We start from the raw sequence: 18,023 nt of genomic DNA, 5'->3' as shown, positions 1-18,023 counted from the left end.
CCGAGAACCCTCGGACGCGGCCGCGGACATGCGCTCGCCCGTTACAGCTGGGCGGAGAAAACTAGCCGCCGTTCAGAGCGGCAGCCTTCGGACTGCGTCGCGAGCAGCGAAGTGCGGACCAACTGCGATCGATGCGCGCTGCCTGAAGCTACAGGCCCGCTTCTGGGTCACAGGCTGTGTGGTCCGATCGATGGTGGTACCAGACCCGCTGACGCGGCTCAGACGTCGACGACGCCGTTGGTGAGGGTGCCGACGTCTTCGATTTCGATGAGGACCTCGTCGCCGGGGTGCATGGTGTAGTCCTCGGGGACGAGCGCGGTGCCGGTCAGCAGGACGGTCAGTTCGGGCAGTTCGTTGTGGCGCTCGAGGTAGGAGACCAGTTCCTCGCAGCTGTGGACCATGTCGCCGGTGTCGGCGCTTTGCTCGTAGACGACCTCGCCGTCGCGTTCGATGGTCATGGTCATGGTGAGGTCGTGGGGGTCGTCGATGGACTCGGTCGAGGCGATGCAGGGGCCGATCGAGCAACTGCGGTCGTAGATTTTCGCCTGCGGGAGGTACAGCGGGTTGTCGCCTTCGATCTCGCGGCTGCTGACGTCGTTGCCGATGGTGTAGCCGACGACGTCGCCGTCGTAGACGACCACGCCCAGTTCGGGTTCGGGGACGTCCCAGTCGGAATCGCCGCGGACGCCGACCGCCTCGCCCGGGCCGACCGTCCGGGAGGGCGTCGACTTGAGGAACAGTTCGGGGCGCTCGCTGCGGTAGACCTCCATGTAGAGGTCCGGCGTGTTGCTCTCCTCCTCGCGGGCCTCCTCGCTGATCTCGTAGGTGACGCCGGCGGCCCACACCTCGGGCGGGCGCGCGGGGGCGCGGACGTCCGCCGCCGTCAGGTCGACCGACGGGGCGTCCTCGCGATGTCGGCGCGCGAGGTCGTCGATGGACGTCCCCGCCACGTCGGCACAGCGGGCCAGCGTCGTGAACGAGTCGATCCGCTCGTTGGCCGCGGTCAGGTCGAACGCTCCAGCGTCGTCCTCGGCGACGAGATGGGCGTTCCCGTCCGTAGCCACTCTGTAATAGCGCATGGCACAACGTGGCGCTGCTCGGCACTTAACGATACCGTCCTTCCACTGCCTCCCGAGAGCGGCCGCCGCTCCGCGCTGTGGCCACCGTGTGCCGCGTGGGCGAGACTGGGTCGGCCGTCCGGTAAACGGTACTGAATCGCTGCCGCACGCGGCTCGTTCGCCGAACCGGACGTCGGCAGTATCGCCCTTCCGTCCCGAACATCTAAGCCCCCGGTGGTCGTTACGCACTCTCATATGCCAGAGTTTACCGGCTACCGCCGTGACGACGGTCGGATCGGCGTGCGCAACCGGGTCGCGGTGCTCCCGACGTCCGTCACGGCGAGCCCGATCGCCGAGGCGATCGCGGCGGAGGCCGACGCCTCCGTCAGGGCGACGCCTCACCAGATGGGGACGAGCCAGCCTGATCGCGCGCGCGAACAGACAGAACGTACGCTCGCCGGCACGGGTCGCAACCCGAACGTCGGTGCGGCACTGGTCGTCGAGCTCGGGACGGAGACGATCGCCGCCGACGACGTGGCCGACCGGATCGCCCGGTCGGGCAAGCCCGTCGAGACGCTGTCGATACGCGCGGCCGGCGGGACGCGGGCCGCGGTCGACCGCGGAGCCGAGGTCGCCGCGGCACTCGCAGACGAGATCGAGGAGGCCCGCCGGGAGACGGCCGACGCGAGCGAGCTCGTGTTCGCCGTGGAGTGCGGCGGCAGCGACGCCACGAGCGGCATCGCCGCCAACCCCGCCGTCGGCGAGGCCTGCGACCGACTCGTCGAGGACGGCGGCACCGCCTGCTTCAGCGAGACGCCCGAGTTCATCGGGGCGGAGCACATCCTCGCCGGGCGGTGCGCCGACGACGAGGTCCGCGAACGCCTGCTCGAGCGGGTCGACGTGCGCGAGGACATGGCCGCGCTGATGGGCGTCGACATGCGCGGCGCCCAGCCGTCACCGGGCAACCAGGAGGGCGGGCTGACCACCATCGAGGAGAAGAGCCTCGGCGCGATCTCGAAGGGCGGGACGACTCCGGTCCGCGGGATCGTCGACTACGCGGACGACCTCCCCGTCGGCGGTGGCCTCGTGCTGATGGACACCCCGGGTTACGACGTCGAGAGCGTCACGGGGAAGGTCGCCGGCGGCGCCCAGGTCGTCGCGTTCACCACCGGCCGCGGGAGCACCACCGGCAACCCGATCGCTCCCGTGATCAAGGTGACCGGTAACCCGGGGACGTGGGACGAGATGGCGAACAACATGGACGTGAACGCCAGCACAGTCATCGAGGGGGACTCCCTGTCGACGGTCGGCGAGCGAGTCTACGACGCGCTCCTGTCGGTGGCCGACGGCAAGCGGACGGCCGCCGAGCGCCGCCGCCTCGAGGAGTTCGCGATCAACGAGATCCAGCCCAACGAGCTGGGCGAACTGCGGGGTGAGGCGATATGAAGGGCGCAGTGATCGACGAGGTCGCGCTCGTGATGACCGACGACGACACCGTCGCGACGGCGCTCGCGGACCTGGAGGCGGGCCGCGAACTGCCGGTCGACGGCGTCGACCGCTGCGAGCGCGACTCCGTCACGCTGCGCGAGGACGTCCCCTTCGGCCACAAGGTCGCGCTGACGGCGATGGCATCGGGCGACCCCGTCTACAAGTACGGTGAGGTGATCGGCGAGGCCGCCGCGACCATCGACCCCGGCGAGTGGGTCCACACTCACAACTGCGAGAGTCGACGGGGGCGCGGCGACGTACAGGAGGGAGAAGCATGAGTGCCGACGAGGCCCGATCGAGTGGTAATGCACCCGACGCCGACCTATCCTTCGAGGGGTATGAGCGCTTCGACGGAACCGTCGGGGCCCGGAACCACGTGCTCGTCCTCCCGTCGGTGATCTGCTCGCACATGGTGGCCGACCGGATCGCCGATCGGGTGCCCGGAGCGGTGAGCGCGCCCCACGATCACGGCTGCGCCCAGATCGGCGCCGACAACGAGCAGACCGAGCGGACGTTCTGGGGCGTGGCGCAGAACCCCAACGTCGCTGGGACGGTCGTGGTCGGCCTGGGCTGTGAACACGTCCAGAGCGACGCCGTCGCCGAGCGCCTGGACGACGCCGGAGAGCGCGTCCGTGAGCTGTCGATCCAGGAGGCGGGCGGCACTGAGCCGACCATCGCCCGCGGCGCCCGGGCGGCTAGCGAACTGGTCGAGGCTGCGGCCGACGAAACGGTGCCGGCGGGGGCAGACGCCCTCACGGTCGGGATCGTGGCCACCGACCTGGCGGAGGGGACGGTAGCCAAGGCCGCGCCGCTCGTCGGAGCGTTCGCCGACGAGGTCGTCGCGGCCGGCGGGCGCGTCGTCGCCGCCGGGAGCGAGCCTCTGATCGCCCACGCCGAGGCCGCCCAGGAGGCCGCAGCGGACGACGCGACGGCGGCGGACGTCGATACCCTGCTCGCCCGGCACGAGGCGCACCCGCCGAAGGCGCGGGCGGTCCACCGCGCCGCCGCCGACCGATCCTTCGCGGCGGCGACGCGCGCCTGGGGCGACCAGCCGATCCGGGAGGTCTGCGACTACGGGGCGCCAGCGACCCTCGACCGGGGGCTGGCGGTCGTCGACGCGCCGTCCGAGTTCGCAGAGGCGGCGACGGGCCTGGTCGCCGCCGGCGCGCAGGTAATCGTCCACGTGACCGACGAGGGCGTCCCCACCGGCCATCCGGTGGCGCCGGTGGTGAAGGTGACGGGGAACGAGGCGACCTACGAGGTGCTGTCCGACGACGTCGACGTGGACGCGACGACGGCCTCGGTCGCGGACCTCCGCGAGCGGATCACCGCGGTGCTCGACGGTGACCCCTCCTGCGCCGAGCGACACGGGGTCGACGACTTCGCCATCACGCGCGTCGGCCCGTCGCTCTGACCCTCGCCGTCAGCGCCGTCGACCGATGCGGGCTCGCGTGTCGCTCCCTGCGTTCGCTCCCGCTCGCAAAATCGAGGTTCCTCCCGTTGGTCGGGCCCTCGCGGCTCGCGTGTCGTTCGCTCTGCTCACTCCCGCTCGCTGAGTCCGAGGCCGTGAGCGTAGCGAGCGGCCTCGCCTTCACTCCTCGAAGGTGGCGTTCAGGAAGCCGTCGTCGACGGTGACGATCTCGCCGGTGGTGTAGGAGGCGGCGTCGCTGGCGAGGTAGATGGCGATGCCGGCCATCTCCTCCGGCCGGGCGAGGCGCTCGTCGGTCGTCCGGTCTTTGATCGTCTCGTACCGCGGTTCCCCGTCGGTGTAGGTGCCCTCCGTCTGCTCGGTGATGACGAAGCCCGGCCGGATGGCGTTGACGCGGATCTCCGGGCCGTACTCCTCGGCGGCGACGCGGGTGAACGAGTCGATACCGCCCTTGGCCGTGGTGTAGGCGGCCAGGTTCGGGATGGCCGACTCCGCCGAGGCCGAGGCCATGTTGATGATCGACCCCTCGCCCATGCGCTCGGCGAACAGCTGAGTCGCGCGGACGGTTCCCTTCAGCTGGACGTCGAACACCTGGTCCCACTCCTCCTCGGTCACGTCGGCGACGCCCTTCCTGGCGATGTAGCTCGGCGAGTTGACCAGAATGTCGACGTCGCCGAACTCCTCGATCGTTGCGTCGCGCAGTTCGCGGATCGACTCGCGGTCGGTCACGTCACAGGTGACCTCGATGGTGTCGGCGCCGCGCTCGCGGATCTCCTCGGCCGTCCGCTCGACGCGCTCTTCCGTCCGCGAGGTGGCCACGACGTTCGCGCCCTCCTCGGCGAAGCCCAGTGCGATCGCTCGTCCGATGCCGCTCGTCGCCCCGATGACGACGGCCGTCTTGCCCTCGACCGTCACCGGGTGGTGTGTATAATCCAGTGGCACGATTGCCCCCTCTGTCGCGACCTACATAGAGGTTGGTGACCGCGGGCGAGCGCCTCGGCGGAGCGTCGTCGATCCGCGCGGAGCCGTGCGGTCGTCGCCCTCTCTCGCTATCCGAAGAGCTAAGACCGGGGCAAGGCAATCGAGTCCCATGCGAGCGCTAGCCAAGACCGCTCGAGAGGCGGGTGCACTCGAGGTCGTCGAGCGCCCGATGCCCGAGCCCGGCGCGGAGGAGGTACTGGTCGAGGTCGACTACGCGGGCCTGTGCGGCAGCGACGGCGGGATCTACGAGTTCGAGAGCGCGTTCGAGCGGATGGACCTGCCGACCGTCATCGGTCACGAGTACACCGGCCGCGTCGTCGAGGCCGGCGCGGACGTCACCGGCTTCGCCGTCGGTGACAGAGTCGTCGAGCGGCCGATCCGGCCGTGCGGGGAGTGCTACCAGTGCCGGATCGGCGAGGAGAACGTCTGCCAGAACGCCGTGATCACCGGCGTCGACCACGACGGGGCCTTCGCGGGGTACATCGCCGCGCCGGCGCGGTACTTCCACCCCGTTCCCGACGACGTCGACCCGCGCCACGCCGCGACGACCGAGCCGATCAGCATCGGCGCTCGCGCGGTCGTCGAGAACTCGCGGGTCGGCGCCGGCGACCGCGTCCTCGTCGAAGGACCGGGCCCGATCGGGCTGTTCACCGCCCAGATCGCCGACGCGCAGGGCGGCGAGGTGGTCGTCTCCGGCGTCGGCCCGGACGCAGACTACCGCCTGCCGCTGGCCGAGGAACTGGGCTTCGAGACGCTGAACGTCGCCGCCGACGACCGCGAGGCCGTCCGCGAGGAACTGACCGACGGCATCGGCTACGACGTGGTCTTCGACACCACCGGACACCCCTCCGGGCTCACCACGGCCGTCGACGAAGTCCGGAAAGGCGGCCAGATCGTCCTCGTCGGCCAGACCGGCGAGACGACCATGGAGTACTCGCCGCTGGTCCGCGCCGAAATCGACCTCCAGTGCTCCTACGCCTCGACCTACGAGGACTTCGAGCGGTCGCTGCGGATGCTCCAATCGGGCGAGGTCGACCCCGAACCGATGCTCGACGAGCGGTTCTCCCTCGAGGAGGCCGACGAGGCCTTCGAGACGTTCCTCGCCGGCGACACCTGCAAGGTCCTGTTCGATCCCGCCGAGTTCCGCGACTGACGGGACCGGGTGACGGCGTCGGGGAGCGGCCCGACGGACGTCGCCGCTCGCTGCCACGGAGACGGTCCCTGAACGATCGGAAACGAGACGAGCAGTTGATAGCGTTTAAGACGCTTCCTGCAGAGATACGGATGATGGCACACAGGATCGCAATCTCGCAAGCGGATTTTCCGGACGCCGACATCGAGGAAGCGGTGTTCGCCGAGGCCGGAGTCGACGACGTGGTCGTCGGCTCGGCCGAGACGGAGGACGAACTGATCGACCTCGCAGAGGGGGCTGACGGGCTTCTCGTCCAGTACGCCGAGGTGACCGAGTCGGTCCTCGACGCGCTGCCGGACCTGGAGATCGTCTCCAGATACGGCATCGGCGTCGACAACGTCGACGTCGACGCCGCCTCGGAGCGGAACGTCGCCGTGTCGAACGTCCCCTCCTACTGCGAGGAGGAGGTCGCCTCCCACGCGCTCTCGCTGCTGTTCACGCTCGCGCGCAAGACCGCCCAGTACGACAAGGCGGTCAAGTCCGGGACCTGGGACTGGAAGATCGGCCGGCCGATCGAGTCGTTGACCGGTATGACCGTCGGGTTCGCGGCGTTCGGGAAGATTCCCCGTACGTTCGCCGAACTGGCCGACGGGTTCGACCTCGAGTACCTCACGTACGACCCCTACCTCGACGAGGAGGACGTCGCCGACCACCCCGTAGAGCTGGTCGACTTCGAGACCCTGCTCGCGGAGTCGGACGTCATCTCGATCCACACGCCGCTGGTCGACGAGACCCATCACATGTTCGACGCCGACGCCTTCGAGCAGATGGACTCGTCGGCGTTCCTCCTGAACACTGCACGCGGGCCGCTCGTCGACGAGGACGCCCTGTACGACGCTCTCGAGGCGGACGAGATCGCCGGTGCCGGCCTGGACGTCATGGAGGAGGAGCCGACCCACGACTCCCCGCTGTTCGAGCGCGACGACGTCGTCGTGACGCCCCACGTCGCGTGGTACTCCGAGGACTCGCTCGGAGAACTCCGCCGCAAGGCCGCCGAGAACATCACCGAGTACCTCGACGGCGACTCGCCACACGGGTTCACCAACGAGAGCGAAGTCCAGCGCACGTAACGGTCCGCACGCTGGTCTGCCGAGCGTCACTACTCTTGTAGCCGCTCACCCATCTATTGTTAGCGATACTGCACAAATGTAAAATTAATTTTGTTTTAGGATTCTCCATAACTCTTGGAAAGGTTTATTTGCAATAGTAGATAATCACGGTACGCAATGTCACCAGATCGGCGTAATTTCATGCGAACGGCAGGGGCTATCAGTGCGACGGCTGGACTGACCTCTATCGCGGGCTGTAGCAGTTTGACTTCAGGCGGGAGTGGCGGCGGCAGTGGTAGCGGGGACGGATCGGACAGCGGCGACGCCGAGATGCCGGAGATGACGGTCACGCTCGGCCACTCCGGGCCCGAGGACATCACGCAGCACCAGCACCGCGCGGCAGTGACGTTCAAGAAGCACATCGAGGACAACACGAACGGCAACTTCACGGTCGAGATCTCCCCCGGCGGAGCTCTCGGGAGCCTCCGTGAGATGGTCGAGCAGAACCAGTCCGGGTCCATCGAACTCGTCGGGTCGACCGCCGAGGGCCACATCGCGCCGTTCTACTCGAACATCAACGTGTACGCGCTGCCGTACGCGTTCCGGAACGTCGAGGTCGCCAACTACGTCTTCGACAACGAGTTCGGCGACAAGCTGTGGGCGGACTTCCGCGACCAGACGGGCCTCCGGATGCTCACCTGGTACGACAACGGCGGCTTCCGGTCGTTCGGCGTCTCCGGCGTCGAGATCGAGTCCATCGAGGACATGAAGGGTCTGGACATCCGGACGATGCAGATCGAGGCTCACCAGAAGCTGGTCAGCGAACTCGGCGCCAACCCGACGCCCATCGACTGGAACGAGCTGTACCAGGCGATCGACCAGGGCGTCGTCGCCGGGCAGGAGAACTCCATCCCGACGGTCATCTCCGGCGACCTCCACGAGGTGCTCGACTGGATCATCCTGGACCGCCACGTGTTCACGATGAACTTCATCCACTGCAACGAGGACTGGTTCCAGGACCTCCCGCTGTACTACCAGCGTCTGGTCCTCGAAGGCGGCCGGCTGGCCTCCCAGGAGGCCCGGATGATCAACCGCGTCCAGCGCGAACGCGGCGTCAAGACCGTCGAGGACGCAGGCGTCACCGTCTACGATCCGCCGCAGGACGTCATCAACGACTTCCGCGAGGCGACCCAGGAGCCCGTCGGCGAGCTGATTCGCGACGAGATGGACGATCCGAGTATGGTCGACGACATGCAGGAGGCCATCCAGCAGGCCGAGAAGGACCTGGGCTACCAGTAACAACTCCCGACAGAAAAGCGCTCTCCGCCGGGACAACTGTTTCCTATGTACGAAATTCTGTTACCAATACCAAACGACGACGTGCGGATGGGACGACTCGTGAGTGCTGTCGAGGACCTGCCAGTCCGGACAGAGGCGGTCTCCGTGACGCTGCTGTACGTGTTCGAGGAACTGGAGACCGAATTCGGAGGGACCGTGTCGCTCCGTGAATACAGCGACGTGCCGGACGTGATAAGTGAGGCCCGCGAACGGTTCGAGCGAACCGACGTTCCGGTCGAGGCGCTCGTCGCGGAGGGCAACGCCGAGGAGGTCATCGTGTCCGTCGCCGACGACCGGAACGTCGACCACGTGGCCGTCGCCGGCCGGGAGCGCTCGCCGACGGGCAAGGCCCTGTTCGGCAGCGTGACTCAGTCGGTGGTTCTCAATGCCGACGTGCCGGTGACGGTCGTTCCGGAGTCCGTCGACGAGGAGGGAGCTGCCTGACCATGTCCGACGCGAGCACGCCTCGACTGTGGACGCTCCCGGGAGGTGATCGTCGTGTTTAACTACACCGTCACCGAAGACAGCGCGCTCTACCAGTCCGCCGAGCGGTTCGACTCGGCGATGGACCGCCTCGACACGAGACTGCGGCAGTTCAGCCTGATCCTGCTCGCCCTGCTGGTCTGCGTCGTGGTCCTCAACGTGATCATGCGGTACGTGTTAAGCGAGTCGCTACTGTGGGCCAACGAGCTGTCGCGGTACCTCATGGTCTGGTTCGCGCTGCTGGTGACGGCCTCCCTCGTCAACAGCGACGACCACCTCAACGTGGGGATCGTCTACGATCGATTCCCCGACCGCGTCAAGTACTGGCTGCAGTCGACGACGATGGCACTGTACGTCGTCCTCGGGCTCATCTGGGTCAACTTCGGGCTCGAGTACGCCATCAGTGCGGGGCTCAACGCGGAGGCGCCCGCGATGAACTTCCCGCTGCTGTGGGTGTACATCGTGATCCCGATCAGCGGCACCCTCGTCACGCTGTTCGCGCTGGCGCGCCTGCTCCGCCTGGTCGTGCTCGGCGAGACCGAGAGCCTGCAGAACGCCTACGACGTCGACCAGCGAGAGGGTGAGAGCGATGATTGAGCTCGTCCCGCTTCTGGCGATCCTGCTCGCGCTGATCTTCCTCCGCGTGGACATCGCCTTCGCCATCGCGACGGTGTCGTACCTCTGGCTGTTCGTCGCGGGGGAGTCCATGACCACGGGCGTGACCCGCATCTTCAGCGGGCTCAACTCGTTCGTGTTGCTGGCGATCCCCTTCTTCCTGCTGGCCGGGGAGCTGATGAACAACTCCGAGATCACCGACCGGATCGTCCGCTTCGCGAACTACACGATCGGGCGCATCCGGGGCGGGCTCGCGCAGGCGAACGTCCTCGCGAGCCTGTTCTTCGCCGGCATCACCGGCGCTGCGGTCGCCGACGTCGCCGCGCTCGGCTCGGTGTTCATTCCCGCCATGTCCGACGAGGGGTACGACACCGACTTCAGTTCGGCACTGACTGCCGCGTCGTCGATCGTCGGCCCGATCATCCCCCCGAGTATCATCATCGTCATCTACGGGTCGGTGACTAACACCTCGATCGGGGCGCTGTTCGCGGCGGCCGTGATCCCGGGCCTGCTGCTCGGCGGCGCACTGATGGTGATTACCGGGGTCCTCTCCGTGCAGCGGGACTTCCCGAGCCACTCGCCGGACGTCGAGCGCTCCGAAGTCCCGTCGCTGGTGTTCGACTCGCTGGTCGCGCTGACGATGCCGGCGATCATCCTCGGCGGCATCCTCGGCGGTATCTTCACGCCCACTGAGGCCGCCGCCGTCGCCTGCGTGTACGCACTGCTGATCGGCGGCGTGCTCTATCGCACCCTGACGGGCGACAAGATCATCGATTCGCTGAGCGTCACCCTCGAGCGGTCGACCCAGCTGTACGCCATCATCGGCTTCGCGTCGATCCTCTCGTGGATGCTCGCCAAGGAGGGCATCACTCGCGAACTGGGTGCCGCCCTCGTCGAGATGGGGCTGAGCCCGGCGGCCTACATGCTGGTCGTCGGCCTCGTCCTCCTGTTCGTGGGCACGTGGCTCGAGATCGGCGCCGCGGCTATCATCCTAGCGCCGACGCTGGCGACGATCGCCGAGACGCTGGGGATCCCGGCCTACCAGTTCGGCATCATGTTCATCGTGACGCTGAACTTCGGGCTCATCACCCCGCCGCTGGGGATCTGCCTGTTCGCGGCGTCCAGCGTCTCAAACCGACCGGTCTGGGGGATCAGCAAGAAAGTCGTCCCGTTCTACGTGGCCGACATCGCCGTCCTGCTGGCGATCATCTATCTCCCGGAGATCACTATGGCCTTCCCGCGGGCCACCGGGTTCTGATTCCCGGTCCAGCCGTTTTCCTCCGGTCCCCGGTCCAGTGCGTTCTCGTGGCGTCGGGTCACCCGGCGCCGAGCGCCGCTATAGTGGAATCTGAATTTATTCACACGTCGACGGACACCCGGGGTGCCCGTCGAGTGTATCAGTGCGTTCAATTTCTGCTGTGATCTTTCGCATCAGATCCGTCTCGGCGGGGGTTCGTCGCCCATGGGGAACGCCGGAGACAGGGACTCTCACTCTGGTGCCGTTCTGGCAGACGTTCGCCCGGCAGTCGTCGCACTGGACAGTGCCGCAGTCGCGAAACGGTTCTTCGACGACCTCGTTCGGTCTCGGGGTCGACTGTCTCAGATGCCACGCTCCGATCTGTCGAGCTCCCGTCTGCCGATCGACGACACGGGGACGGACGGAGAACCGCAGTGGCCGGGATTCCCAGAACGTGACGGTCCCGGAGCGGTTGGTCGAGCGATTCTCGGCGTCGCCATCGAGCAGCGCTTCGACGTGCGCGACGGCGTCGGCGAACGCGCCCTGGTGGTCCCGTCACAGGTCCACGGACCGTCGATGCCCGGCAGCGACGTCTCGACTGGTCGCCGTCCGCGGGCGATCAGTTCGACGTCGTCGGTGGCGGCGTAGCCGCCGGCGTGGCTGGCCTCGCCCCCCTCGCGCCGATGGCCATCTCGTCGTGCACCACGAGGATGCCCGTTCCCGGGATGCCGCCAGTACAGGCGATGCCTGCGCGGTCGGTTATTCGTAGGTGTGGACGCTCCCGGTGGCGTTGTCCTCGATGTAGTCCCAGTCGTACTCGACGCCGAGGCCGGGTCCGTCGGGGACGGGGACGGTGCCGTCGTCGTCGACGGCCTCGATCAGGTCGGAGTAGCCGCCCTCGTAGACGGGCGGCATCGTGTTCTGGCAGTCGGGGTGGACCAGCGCCATCTCGTAGTAGTTGGCATTGCGCGTGGCGGCGATGCAGTGCCGCTGGGCGGGGCCGGGCGCGTGGAACTCGACGTCCAGCCCGAAGCCTTCGGCGACGCTGGCGATCTTCATCGCGCCGGTGATGCCGGCGTCGTACTCGGGGTCGGCGCGGACGAAGTCGGTCGCGCCGTTGGCGATGAAGTCGGTGTGCGGCTCCAGCCCGCGGACGTGTTCGGTCTGGAGTATGGGCGTCTCGAGGTGCTCGCCCAGTTGTTTGTGACCGTGCTGGCTGATGCCGCCGTCGCGGTAGGGGTCCTCGTACCAGAAGAAGCCCTCCTCGTCGCAGGCCTTGCCGAGCTTGAGCGCGTCGGCCCACGTCTCCAGTTCGCAGGCGGGGTCGTGCATCAGGTCCATCTCGTCGCCGACGCGCTCGCCGACGGCGTGGACGGCGTCGACCTCCCGGTCGATGTCGTGGGGCCCTTCGCTCCCGCCCCAGCCGTGGATTTTGAAGCCGCTGAAGCCCCTCTCCAGGCACTCCTCGGCGAAGTCGGCGAACGCTTCGGGCGAGTCCAGGCCGCCGTTTTCGTCGCCGTGGTACGTCGAGGCGTACGCGGGGATGCGCTCGCGATACGTACCCAGTAGCTCGTGGATGGGAGCGTCGTAGTACTTGCCGGCGAAGTCCCACAGGGCGATGTCGATCGGGCCCATCCCCATGCGGTCGTACTTGCGCAGGGCGCGCTTGATCTCCGACCAGTGCTTCTCGCGCTCGAGGGGGTTCTTCCCGACCAGATAGTCAGCGAACATGTTGATCTGCGCCGCGCCCGGCGAGTTGCCGCCGACGTACTCGCCCGTGATTCCCTCGTCGGTGTGGATCTGCAGCGCGAATAGCTTTCGGTAGGTAGTCTCGCCGGGATCGTACACGATGTTGAAGCCGTGGTTGTCCATCCCGACGTCCTCGAGGGGGTACTCGAACTCCGTGCTCTCGATTTTCGTGATTGTCGGTGTCACGAGTACGACGTACTCGCGCCACCACATAAATCCAAGCGGTCAGGAACTGGCGAGGGCGATGCCCGCTGTCGATCGACGGTCGTGACCAGAAGCGCAGGGCCGCCGGTCAGAAGACGGGCCGCGGCAGCGCCGTGACGGCGTCCGGAAACAGCGCGATGGATGACGAGCGATCTCAGGGCCAGCGGACTGCAGAACGGGCTGCTGCGGGCCGACTCCCGGCCGCCGCTCGTGTCGGCGCGTCCAAAGCGATAAGCCCGAGCGCTGCGACGCCCGTCCTATGACCGGAACGACAGTCCGATCCGTCGAGGCGGTCGCCCTTCGATCGGAACCCGACGAGCCGTTCGGGTACGCCCAGGCGTGGGTCGAGGAGCGCACCGCTCTGCTCGTGCGAGTCGAAACGGCCGACGGAGCGGTCGGCTGGGGCGAGTGCTGGGGGCCGATCGCAGGCTCGCGGGAGACGATCGAGGACTTCCTCGCGCCCATCGTCGAGGGGCGGGACCCGGCCGACGTCGAGCGGATCCACGAGGACCTCCGCGACCGGACGCGAGCGGCCTACCAGTCGATCGTCCCCTACCCGGCCATCAGCGGCGTCGACCTGGCGCTGTGGGACCTCCGCGGGAAGTGCCGGGGCGAGTCGGCCGCGTCGATGCTCGGGGGCCGCCGGCGCGACGCGGTCCGGGCGTACGCGACGGGCCACTACTTCAAGCACGGTGCCGACCTCGAAGAGCAGTACGAGCGGATCGCCGCCGAGGCGGCGGCAAACGCCGACCGACTGGGCGCGGTCAAGGCGAAGATCGGTCTCTCCCTGCTGGGGTACGGTCCCGACGAGGACGTCGAACTCGTCCGGCGGATCCGCGACGCCGTCGGACCGGAGACGACGCTGCTGGTCGACGCCAACTACGCCTACGACGCCGGCACCGCCCGCCGAGTCGGCCGCGCGCTGGAGGACCTCGACGTCTACTGGTTCGAGGAGCCGGTCCCGCCGACCGACGTGGACGGGTACGCCCGGCTCCGGGACGCGCTGGACGTCAGGGTCGCCGGCGGCGAGTGCCACACTCCGCCGGAGTTCGACCGGTTGTTCGAGGCCGGGGCCGTCGACGTCGCCCAGCCCGACCTCTGTAACGCGGGCGGGCTCACGGCGGGCCGGCGGCTCGCGGACCGGGCAGCGGGCGCCGGCGTCCCGCTCGTCCCCCACGTCTGGGGGACGCCGGTGGCCATCGCCGCGAGCCTCCAGCTGATCGCGACCCTGCCCGGTCGGCCGTGGCTGGAGTTCGACAGTTCGTCGAACCCGCTACGGGGGGAACTGGCCCCCGACGAGTTCTCTGCGAACGACGACGGGGCCATAGCGGTCCCGGACGGACCGGGACTGGGTGTCGACCTCGACGTGGACGCGCTGGACCGCTATCGCGTCTGATCGCCCGTCTCTTCGCTCGAGTCACTCACCACCGTCTCGCTCGTCGCGACCGAACTCCGCTACCGGTTCAACAGCGTCGGGCCGGCCAGTTCGAGGCCTCGGCCCTCGTCGACACGGCGACGAACACCGCGAACGTATCGCACCAGCCATCGCAACAAACCACGGTGGTGATGATATCACAAGCGAACGCCAGAGCTGTGGTGAAAATTGAAACTATGTACACATCGAAGGACACACCTGGCGTCCTTCGAGTGTGTCATCGCGTTCAGTTTCTCCTGTAGAGGCTAGTCCTCCGCGAAGGTGAACACGGGCTTGCACGTCTCGGAATCGAGGAACGTCCGGAACGCTTCTTCCGGGTCCTCGACGTCGTAGGACGTGTCGACGATGGCGTCGACGTCGATGGCGCCGCGCTCCATCAGACGCAGCGCCTGCTCGAAGTTGCGCCACTTCGAGCCGTAGGAGGTGTTGACCTCGAGCTCGCCGCGGACCGCCGGGGCCATGAACACCTCGGCCTCCTCGTTCGGGATCCCGACCATGACGATCTGACCGCCCTTCCGGGCGTACTCGAGTCCCTCTTCGAGGCCGCTGCGGTGGCCGGTGGCGTCGACGACGACGTCGAACCCGCCGCCGTCGGTGCGCTCCTCGGCGACGGTTTCGAGGTCCCGCTCCTGGACGTTGACCGTGTCGATGCCCTGATCCTCGAGGAGGGGAAGTCGGTAAGACGTGTCCTTGTCCAGGCCGGAGACGACGACGTTCGCGCCCAGCGAGTCGGCGACGACGGCCGACAGCACGCCGATGGGGCCGGGCCCCTCGACGAGGACGTCGTCGCCCGGGGTCGTCTCGGACTGGTCGAGGATGGCGCGCGTCGCGATGCTGGTGGGCTCCGTGATCGCCGCGTCCCGCAGCGGGACGCTCTCGGGGATCTCGTGGAGGTGGCGCTGGTCGACGACCGTGTAGTCGGCGTAGGCGCCGTCCGTGTGCATCCCGGTGATGGAGAAGTTCTGGCAGACGTTCTCCTGCCCGTTCTTGCACTGGAAGCAGTGGCCGCAGTCGTGGATCGGCTCCTCGACGACCTTCTGGCCGACCTCGAACTGGTCGACGTTCTCGCCGACCTCGGCCACTCGTCCGGAGTACTCGTGGCCCATGATCCGGGGGATGGGGATCCACTCGTACCCGCCGTCGTACTGGTAGGCGTGGACGTCGCTCCCGCACAGCCCGGCAGTGTGGACCTCAACGAGCACCTCCTCCGGTCCCGGCGTCGGCTGTTCTCGCTCCTGTACTTCGATCTGTTCGGATCCCGTCTGCACGATTGCCTTCATATCGTGATGCCTCAGGCTGACCCTGATGGAAATAGATTGCATACGTCCATACATATACCTTTGGTCACTCCGGGACAACGGCGTCCACAGGGAAGTTCGCCCGGTTTCCGACGACACCGGAACCAGGTTCGGAACTGGAAGACGAGCCGCTCAGTCTGGCGCTCCGAACTGCCGGATCGATGGGGTTCGATGGCGCTAACAGCAGTACTAATGTTACTGAAACCGTCCGGCATAGCCGGACACTCCCCGGGTAATTCTCGAGTAGCCCCGACCGCACGTCCAGAGGCGTTTAGCGGGATTCAGTGACGATCGGTGACGATGCCATCCCGGGGCTATCTGGGCTGAACCGCCTACAGGCCCGTCAGCGCGCGTTTTCGCACTGGATCGTCTCGTCGTCGAGGGACGCGAAGAGGAGCGCGAAGCGAATCCGATGACCGCCAAGCCGGCCAGTTCGTGTCAGAGACGTCCAGTGTGGCTCGCTTCTTGCGTACGATTACACCGGAAACCGGTAGCTCAGAAAATAACAGTAGTACCTTCGGTATATCCACTGGCTCGATCGACGATTCAAGCGGACGGCTTCGGTGATCTGTCCGGCCCCGGCCGTCCCCAGTTACGAATCGCTTCCAGGGGTCCCGGATCGATATCGAGCGAATATCGCTCGCTGTTCGGCACGTCTGAAACAGTTCTATAGTAGAAATTGAAACTATTCCCACATCGAGGGGCACCCCGGGTGCCCCTTGAGTGTGTCATTGCGTTCAATTTCTACTATAGTATCGCTCGTCTGGAGAGCACAGTAGGAAAGTCCTCCTTCGCGATGGTGGACGGCGGTCGTTCGGTGATACTTCGGAAGTCTGGAGGGCGTGACGCGTCTTCAATCGTCACGTCGCTCCTGTCGCGCTCGGTTGGCGGTGGCGACGGGCTCGCCAACCTCGGCGGCGCTCTCGAATTCGGCGGGAGTTCCTCGCGGTCCATGAGGCGTTCTCACTGGTCGCCGTCGTCCCGTGACGGTCGGAGATATCGGAGACTGCTTTCAGGAAGATCCGACTACATGTTCAAAATAGATGAATTCTAGGATAGTATATCACCTCGATATGGGATCATTGTTATCTCGGAGCAACCGAGTTCTGTCCGGGAGACTCGTCTCCGAACGGGTAATTCACCACCTACATCCCACGTAACTATCTCTGTGAGGATATTTGATACTGTGGAACCCTAATTCGAATGTCAGAAACTACTGTGAGTGTATTGCTTACACGTTAGCTGTCCGGACTCGGCGGTGCGAACTAATGTACGTACTCCTCCACTAACTACCGAATCAGCACGCACCTGAGAACGCGGTTGTCGAGTACTACCACCGGAGTGCTCTGGCCGGTGTTAACAGGCGATGCGAACGACTTTCAGCTATAGCTCGACGACGTCATCGTTCTCGGCCGCCTCGTGGATCGCCTGGACGATCCGCATGTCCGTTAGTCCGTGTCTGCCGTCAGCGTAGACGTCGCTGTCGGTCAGCAGGCAGTTGGCAAAGTAATCGAACTCCTCCTCCATCTCCCGCTCGGCGTCGAACGCGTCGTGTTCGACCGTCACCGACAGGTCGCCGCGCGAGAGGTGGAGGGTGGCCTGTCCGTGGAACGCCGGCTGGAACTCGATCTGTCCTTCGGTACCGGTGATCTTCAGATTCGTGTCTTCGTGGGCGTGCTGACTGTCGGTGGTGACCATCTTCACGTCGTCCTCCAGGACCAGAATGGCCGAAGAGCGCTCGTCCGGGACGTCGTCGAAGGCGTCGTGGTGCGAGCTCATCTGGGACTGGACCGCAACCGGGTCTCGATTCAGGAGGTACCGCGTCGTGTTGATCGAGTAGATTCCGAGGTCCATCACCGACGTCCCGTACCCCGACAGGTCGGGATCGAGTCGCCACTGATCGGGGTCCGGGATCATCTCGAGGAGAGGCTGGCTATTGTTCCCGTAGACGGACACGGGTTCGCCGAGAAAGCCGTCCTCGATGAGCTCCCTGGCCCGCCGGACTGCCGGATCAGTGTGCATCCGGTAGGCAATCATCAGCGGGACGTCCGCGTCCTCACAGACCTCGACCATCCGTTCCGCGCGCTCGATGCTGGCCTCCATCGGCTTCTCACAGAGCACTGGCTTGTTCAGGTCCGCGGCCGTCTCGACGTACTCCAGGTGGTAAGCGTTGGGTGTCCCGACGTAGACGGCGTCGTACGCCTCACTGGCGGCGCCGTCGTGGAACTCGTCGTAGCTGATCCCGTGGTCCACGCCGTTTTCCTCGGCGAGTCGCTGGGCCTTCTCCGTGGAACTACTCACGAGCGTCGTTACGTCACCGAGGTCGGACGATTCGATTGCAGGGAGTGCGACGTCTACCGTCCACCAGCCGAGTCCGAGCAGGGCGTACCTGACCGTCCCGTCGGTCGTCGTCTGCCAGTCGCGCTCGTCGTAGCTGTCGATCCAGTCGAGCATCGACTCGCGATAC

Annotated in this window: 16 protein-coding genes; 11 read left to right on the top strand and 5 right to left on the bottom strand. The window is 66.7% G+C overall.

Going from position 1 to position 18,023, the window contains the following annotated elements:
- Nucleotides 1-218: 218 nt before the first annotated feature.
- Nucleotides 219-1,079: a fumarylacetoacetate hydrolase family protein gene (locus LCY71_RS20305; protein WP_225333529.1), complete on the bottom strand. Its 861-nt coding sequence runs from the start codon at nucleotides 1,077-1,079 to the stop codon at nucleotides 219-221.
- A 234-nt stretch (nucleotides 1,080-1,313) separates the two neighbouring features.
- Between LCY71_RS20305 and LCY71_RS20300 the strand changes: the two genes are divergently transcribed.
- The 3 genes from LCY71_RS20300 to LCY71_RS20290 are packed head-to-tail and all read left to right on the top strand — an operon-like array spanning nucleotide 1,314 to nucleotide 3,960.
- Nucleotides 1,314-2,504 (top strand): UxaA family hydrolase, encoded by a 1,191-nt coding sequence (locus LCY71_RS20300; protein WP_225336386.1) that lies wholly within the window; start codon nucleotides 1,314-1,316, stop codon nucleotides 2,502-2,504.
- The gene (locus LCY71_RS20295; protein WP_225336385.1) at nucleotides 2,501-2,824 is read left to right on the top strand and encodes a UxaA family hydrolase; all 324 of its coding nucleotides are present in this window, start codon (nucleotides 2,501-2,503) and stop codon (nucleotides 2,822-2,824) included. Before LCY71_RS20300 ends, LCY71_RS20295 begins: the two co-directional genes overlap by 4 nt.
- On the top strand, nucleotides 2,821-3,960 hold the full coding sequence (locus LCY71_RS20290; protein ID WP_225336384.1) for a UxaA family hydrolase: 1,140 nt from the start codon (nucleotides 2,821-2,823) through the stop codon (nucleotides 3,958-3,960). The genes LCY71_RS20295 and LCY71_RS20290 overlap by 4 nt, the downstream gene beginning before the upstream one ends.
- A 177-nt stretch (nucleotides 3,961-4,137) precedes the next feature.
- On the opposite strand, the gene LCY71_RS20285 is transcribed toward LCY71_RS20290, so the two are convergent.
- Nucleotides 4,138-4,917 (bottom strand): SDR family NAD(P)-dependent oxidoreductase, encoded by a 780-nt coding sequence (locus LCY71_RS20285; RefSeq protein ID WP_225336383.1) that lies wholly within the window; start codon nucleotides 4,915-4,917, stop codon nucleotides 4,138-4,140.
- Nucleotides 4,918-5,065: 148 nt separating this feature from the next.
- On the opposite strand from LCY71_RS20285, the gene LCY71_RS20280 reads away from it, so the two are divergent.
- The 7 genes from LCY71_RS20280 to LCY71_RS20250 all read left to right on the top strand — a co-directional run bounded on the left by LCY71_RS20280 (nucleotide 5,066) and on the right by LCY71_RS20250 (nucleotide 11,518).
- Nucleotides 5,066-6,109, top strand: coding sequence for a zinc-dependent alcohol dehydrogenase (locus tag LCY71_RS20280; protein WP_225336382.1), 1,044 nt, complete (start codon nucleotides 5,066-5,068; stop codon nucleotides 6,107-6,109).
- 134 nt (nucleotides 6,110-6,243) lie between these two features.
- On the top strand, nucleotides 6,244-7,218 hold the full coding sequence (locus LCY71_RS20275; protein ID WP_225336381.1) for a C-terminal binding protein: 975 nt from the start codon (nucleotides 6,244-6,246) through the stop codon (nucleotides 7,216-7,218).
- A gap of 243 nt (nucleotides 7,219-7,461) precedes the next feature.
- Nucleotides 7,462-8,496: a TRAP transporter substrate-binding protein DctP gene (gene dctP / locus LCY71_RS20270; protein ID WP_225336380.1), complete on the top strand. Its 1,035-nt coding sequence runs from the start codon at nucleotides 7,462-7,464 to the stop codon at nucleotides 8,494-8,496.
- A 45-nt stretch (nucleotides 8,497-8,541) separates the two neighbouring features.
- Nucleotides 8,542-8,979: a universal stress protein gene (locus LCY71_RS20265; RefSeq protein ID WP_373325182.1), complete on the top strand. Its 438-nt coding sequence runs from the start codon at nucleotides 8,542-8,544 to the stop codon at nucleotides 8,977-8,979.
- Between the two features lie 54 nt (nucleotides 8,980-9,033).
- Nucleotides 9,034-9,615, top strand: a complete 582-nt coding sequence (locus LCY71_RS20260) for a TRAP transporter small permease (RefSeq protein WP_225336378.1) — start codon at nucleotides 9,034-9,036, stop codon at nucleotides 9,613-9,615.
- Nucleotides 9,608-10,891: a TRAP transporter large permease gene (locus tag LCY71_RS20255; protein WP_225336377.1), complete on the top strand. Its 1,284-nt coding sequence runs from the start codon at nucleotides 9,608-9,610 to the stop codon at nucleotides 10,889-10,891. Before LCY71_RS20260 ends, LCY71_RS20255 begins: the two co-directional genes overlap by 8 nt.
- Nucleotides 10,892-11,236: 345 nt before the next feature.
- Nucleotides 11,237-11,518 carry a hypothetical protein gene (locus LCY71_RS20250; protein WP_225336376.1) on the top strand — a complete coding sequence of 94 codons (282 nt, stop codon included), beginning with the start codon at nucleotides 11,237-11,239 and terminating at the stop codon, nucleotides 11,516-11,518.
- A gap of 111 nt (nucleotides 11,519-11,629) precedes the next feature.
- Here LCY71_RS20250 and LCY71_RS20245 read toward each other — a convergent pair whose 3' ends face one another.
- Complete coding sequence (locus tag LCY71_RS20245) at nucleotides 11,630-12,805, bottom strand: mandelate racemase family protein (protein ID WP_225336375.1); 1,176 nt, start codon at nucleotides 12,803-12,805, stop codon at nucleotides 11,630-11,632.
- A 277-nt stretch (nucleotides 12,806-13,082) separates the two neighbouring features.
- On the opposite strand from LCY71_RS20245, the gene LCY71_RS20240 reads away from it, so the two are divergent.
- Nucleotides 13,083-14,219: a mandelate racemase/muconate lactonizing enzyme family protein gene (locus LCY71_RS20240; RefSeq protein WP_225336374.1), complete on the top strand. Its 1,137-nt coding sequence runs from the start codon at nucleotides 13,083-13,085 to the stop codon at nucleotides 14,217-14,219.
- Between the two features lie 284 nt (nucleotides 14,220-14,503).
- Here LCY71_RS20240 and LCY71_RS20235 read toward each other — a convergent pair whose 3' ends face one another.
- Both LCY71_RS20235 and gfo6 read right to left on the bottom strand, forming a co-directional pair.
- A complete protein-coding gene (locus LCY71_RS20235; RefSeq protein ID WP_225336373.1) occupies nucleotides 14,504-15,538 on the bottom strand; it encodes a zinc-dependent alcohol dehydrogenase in 1,035 nt (344 codons plus the stop codon).
- A gap of 1,401 nt (nucleotides 15,539-16,939) precedes the next feature.
- Nucleotides 16,940-18,010 carry a D-xylose 1-dehydrogenase Gfo6 gene (gfo6, locus tag LCY71_RS20230; RefSeq protein WP_225336372.1) on the bottom strand — a complete coding sequence of 357 codons (1,071 nt, stop codon included), beginning with the start codon at nucleotides 18,008-18,010 and terminating at the stop codon, nucleotides 16,940-16,942.
- Nucleotides 18,011-18,023: the final 13 nt, after the last annotated feature.

This window comes from Halomicrobium urmianum, from assembly GCF_020217425.1.
GTDB lineage: Archaea > Halobacteriota > Halobacteria > Halobacteriales > Haloarculaceae > Halomicrobium > Halomicrobium urmianum.
The sequence above is the reverse complement of the archived record's forward strand: the minus strand, read 5'-3'. Positions and strand labels throughout refer to the sequence as shown.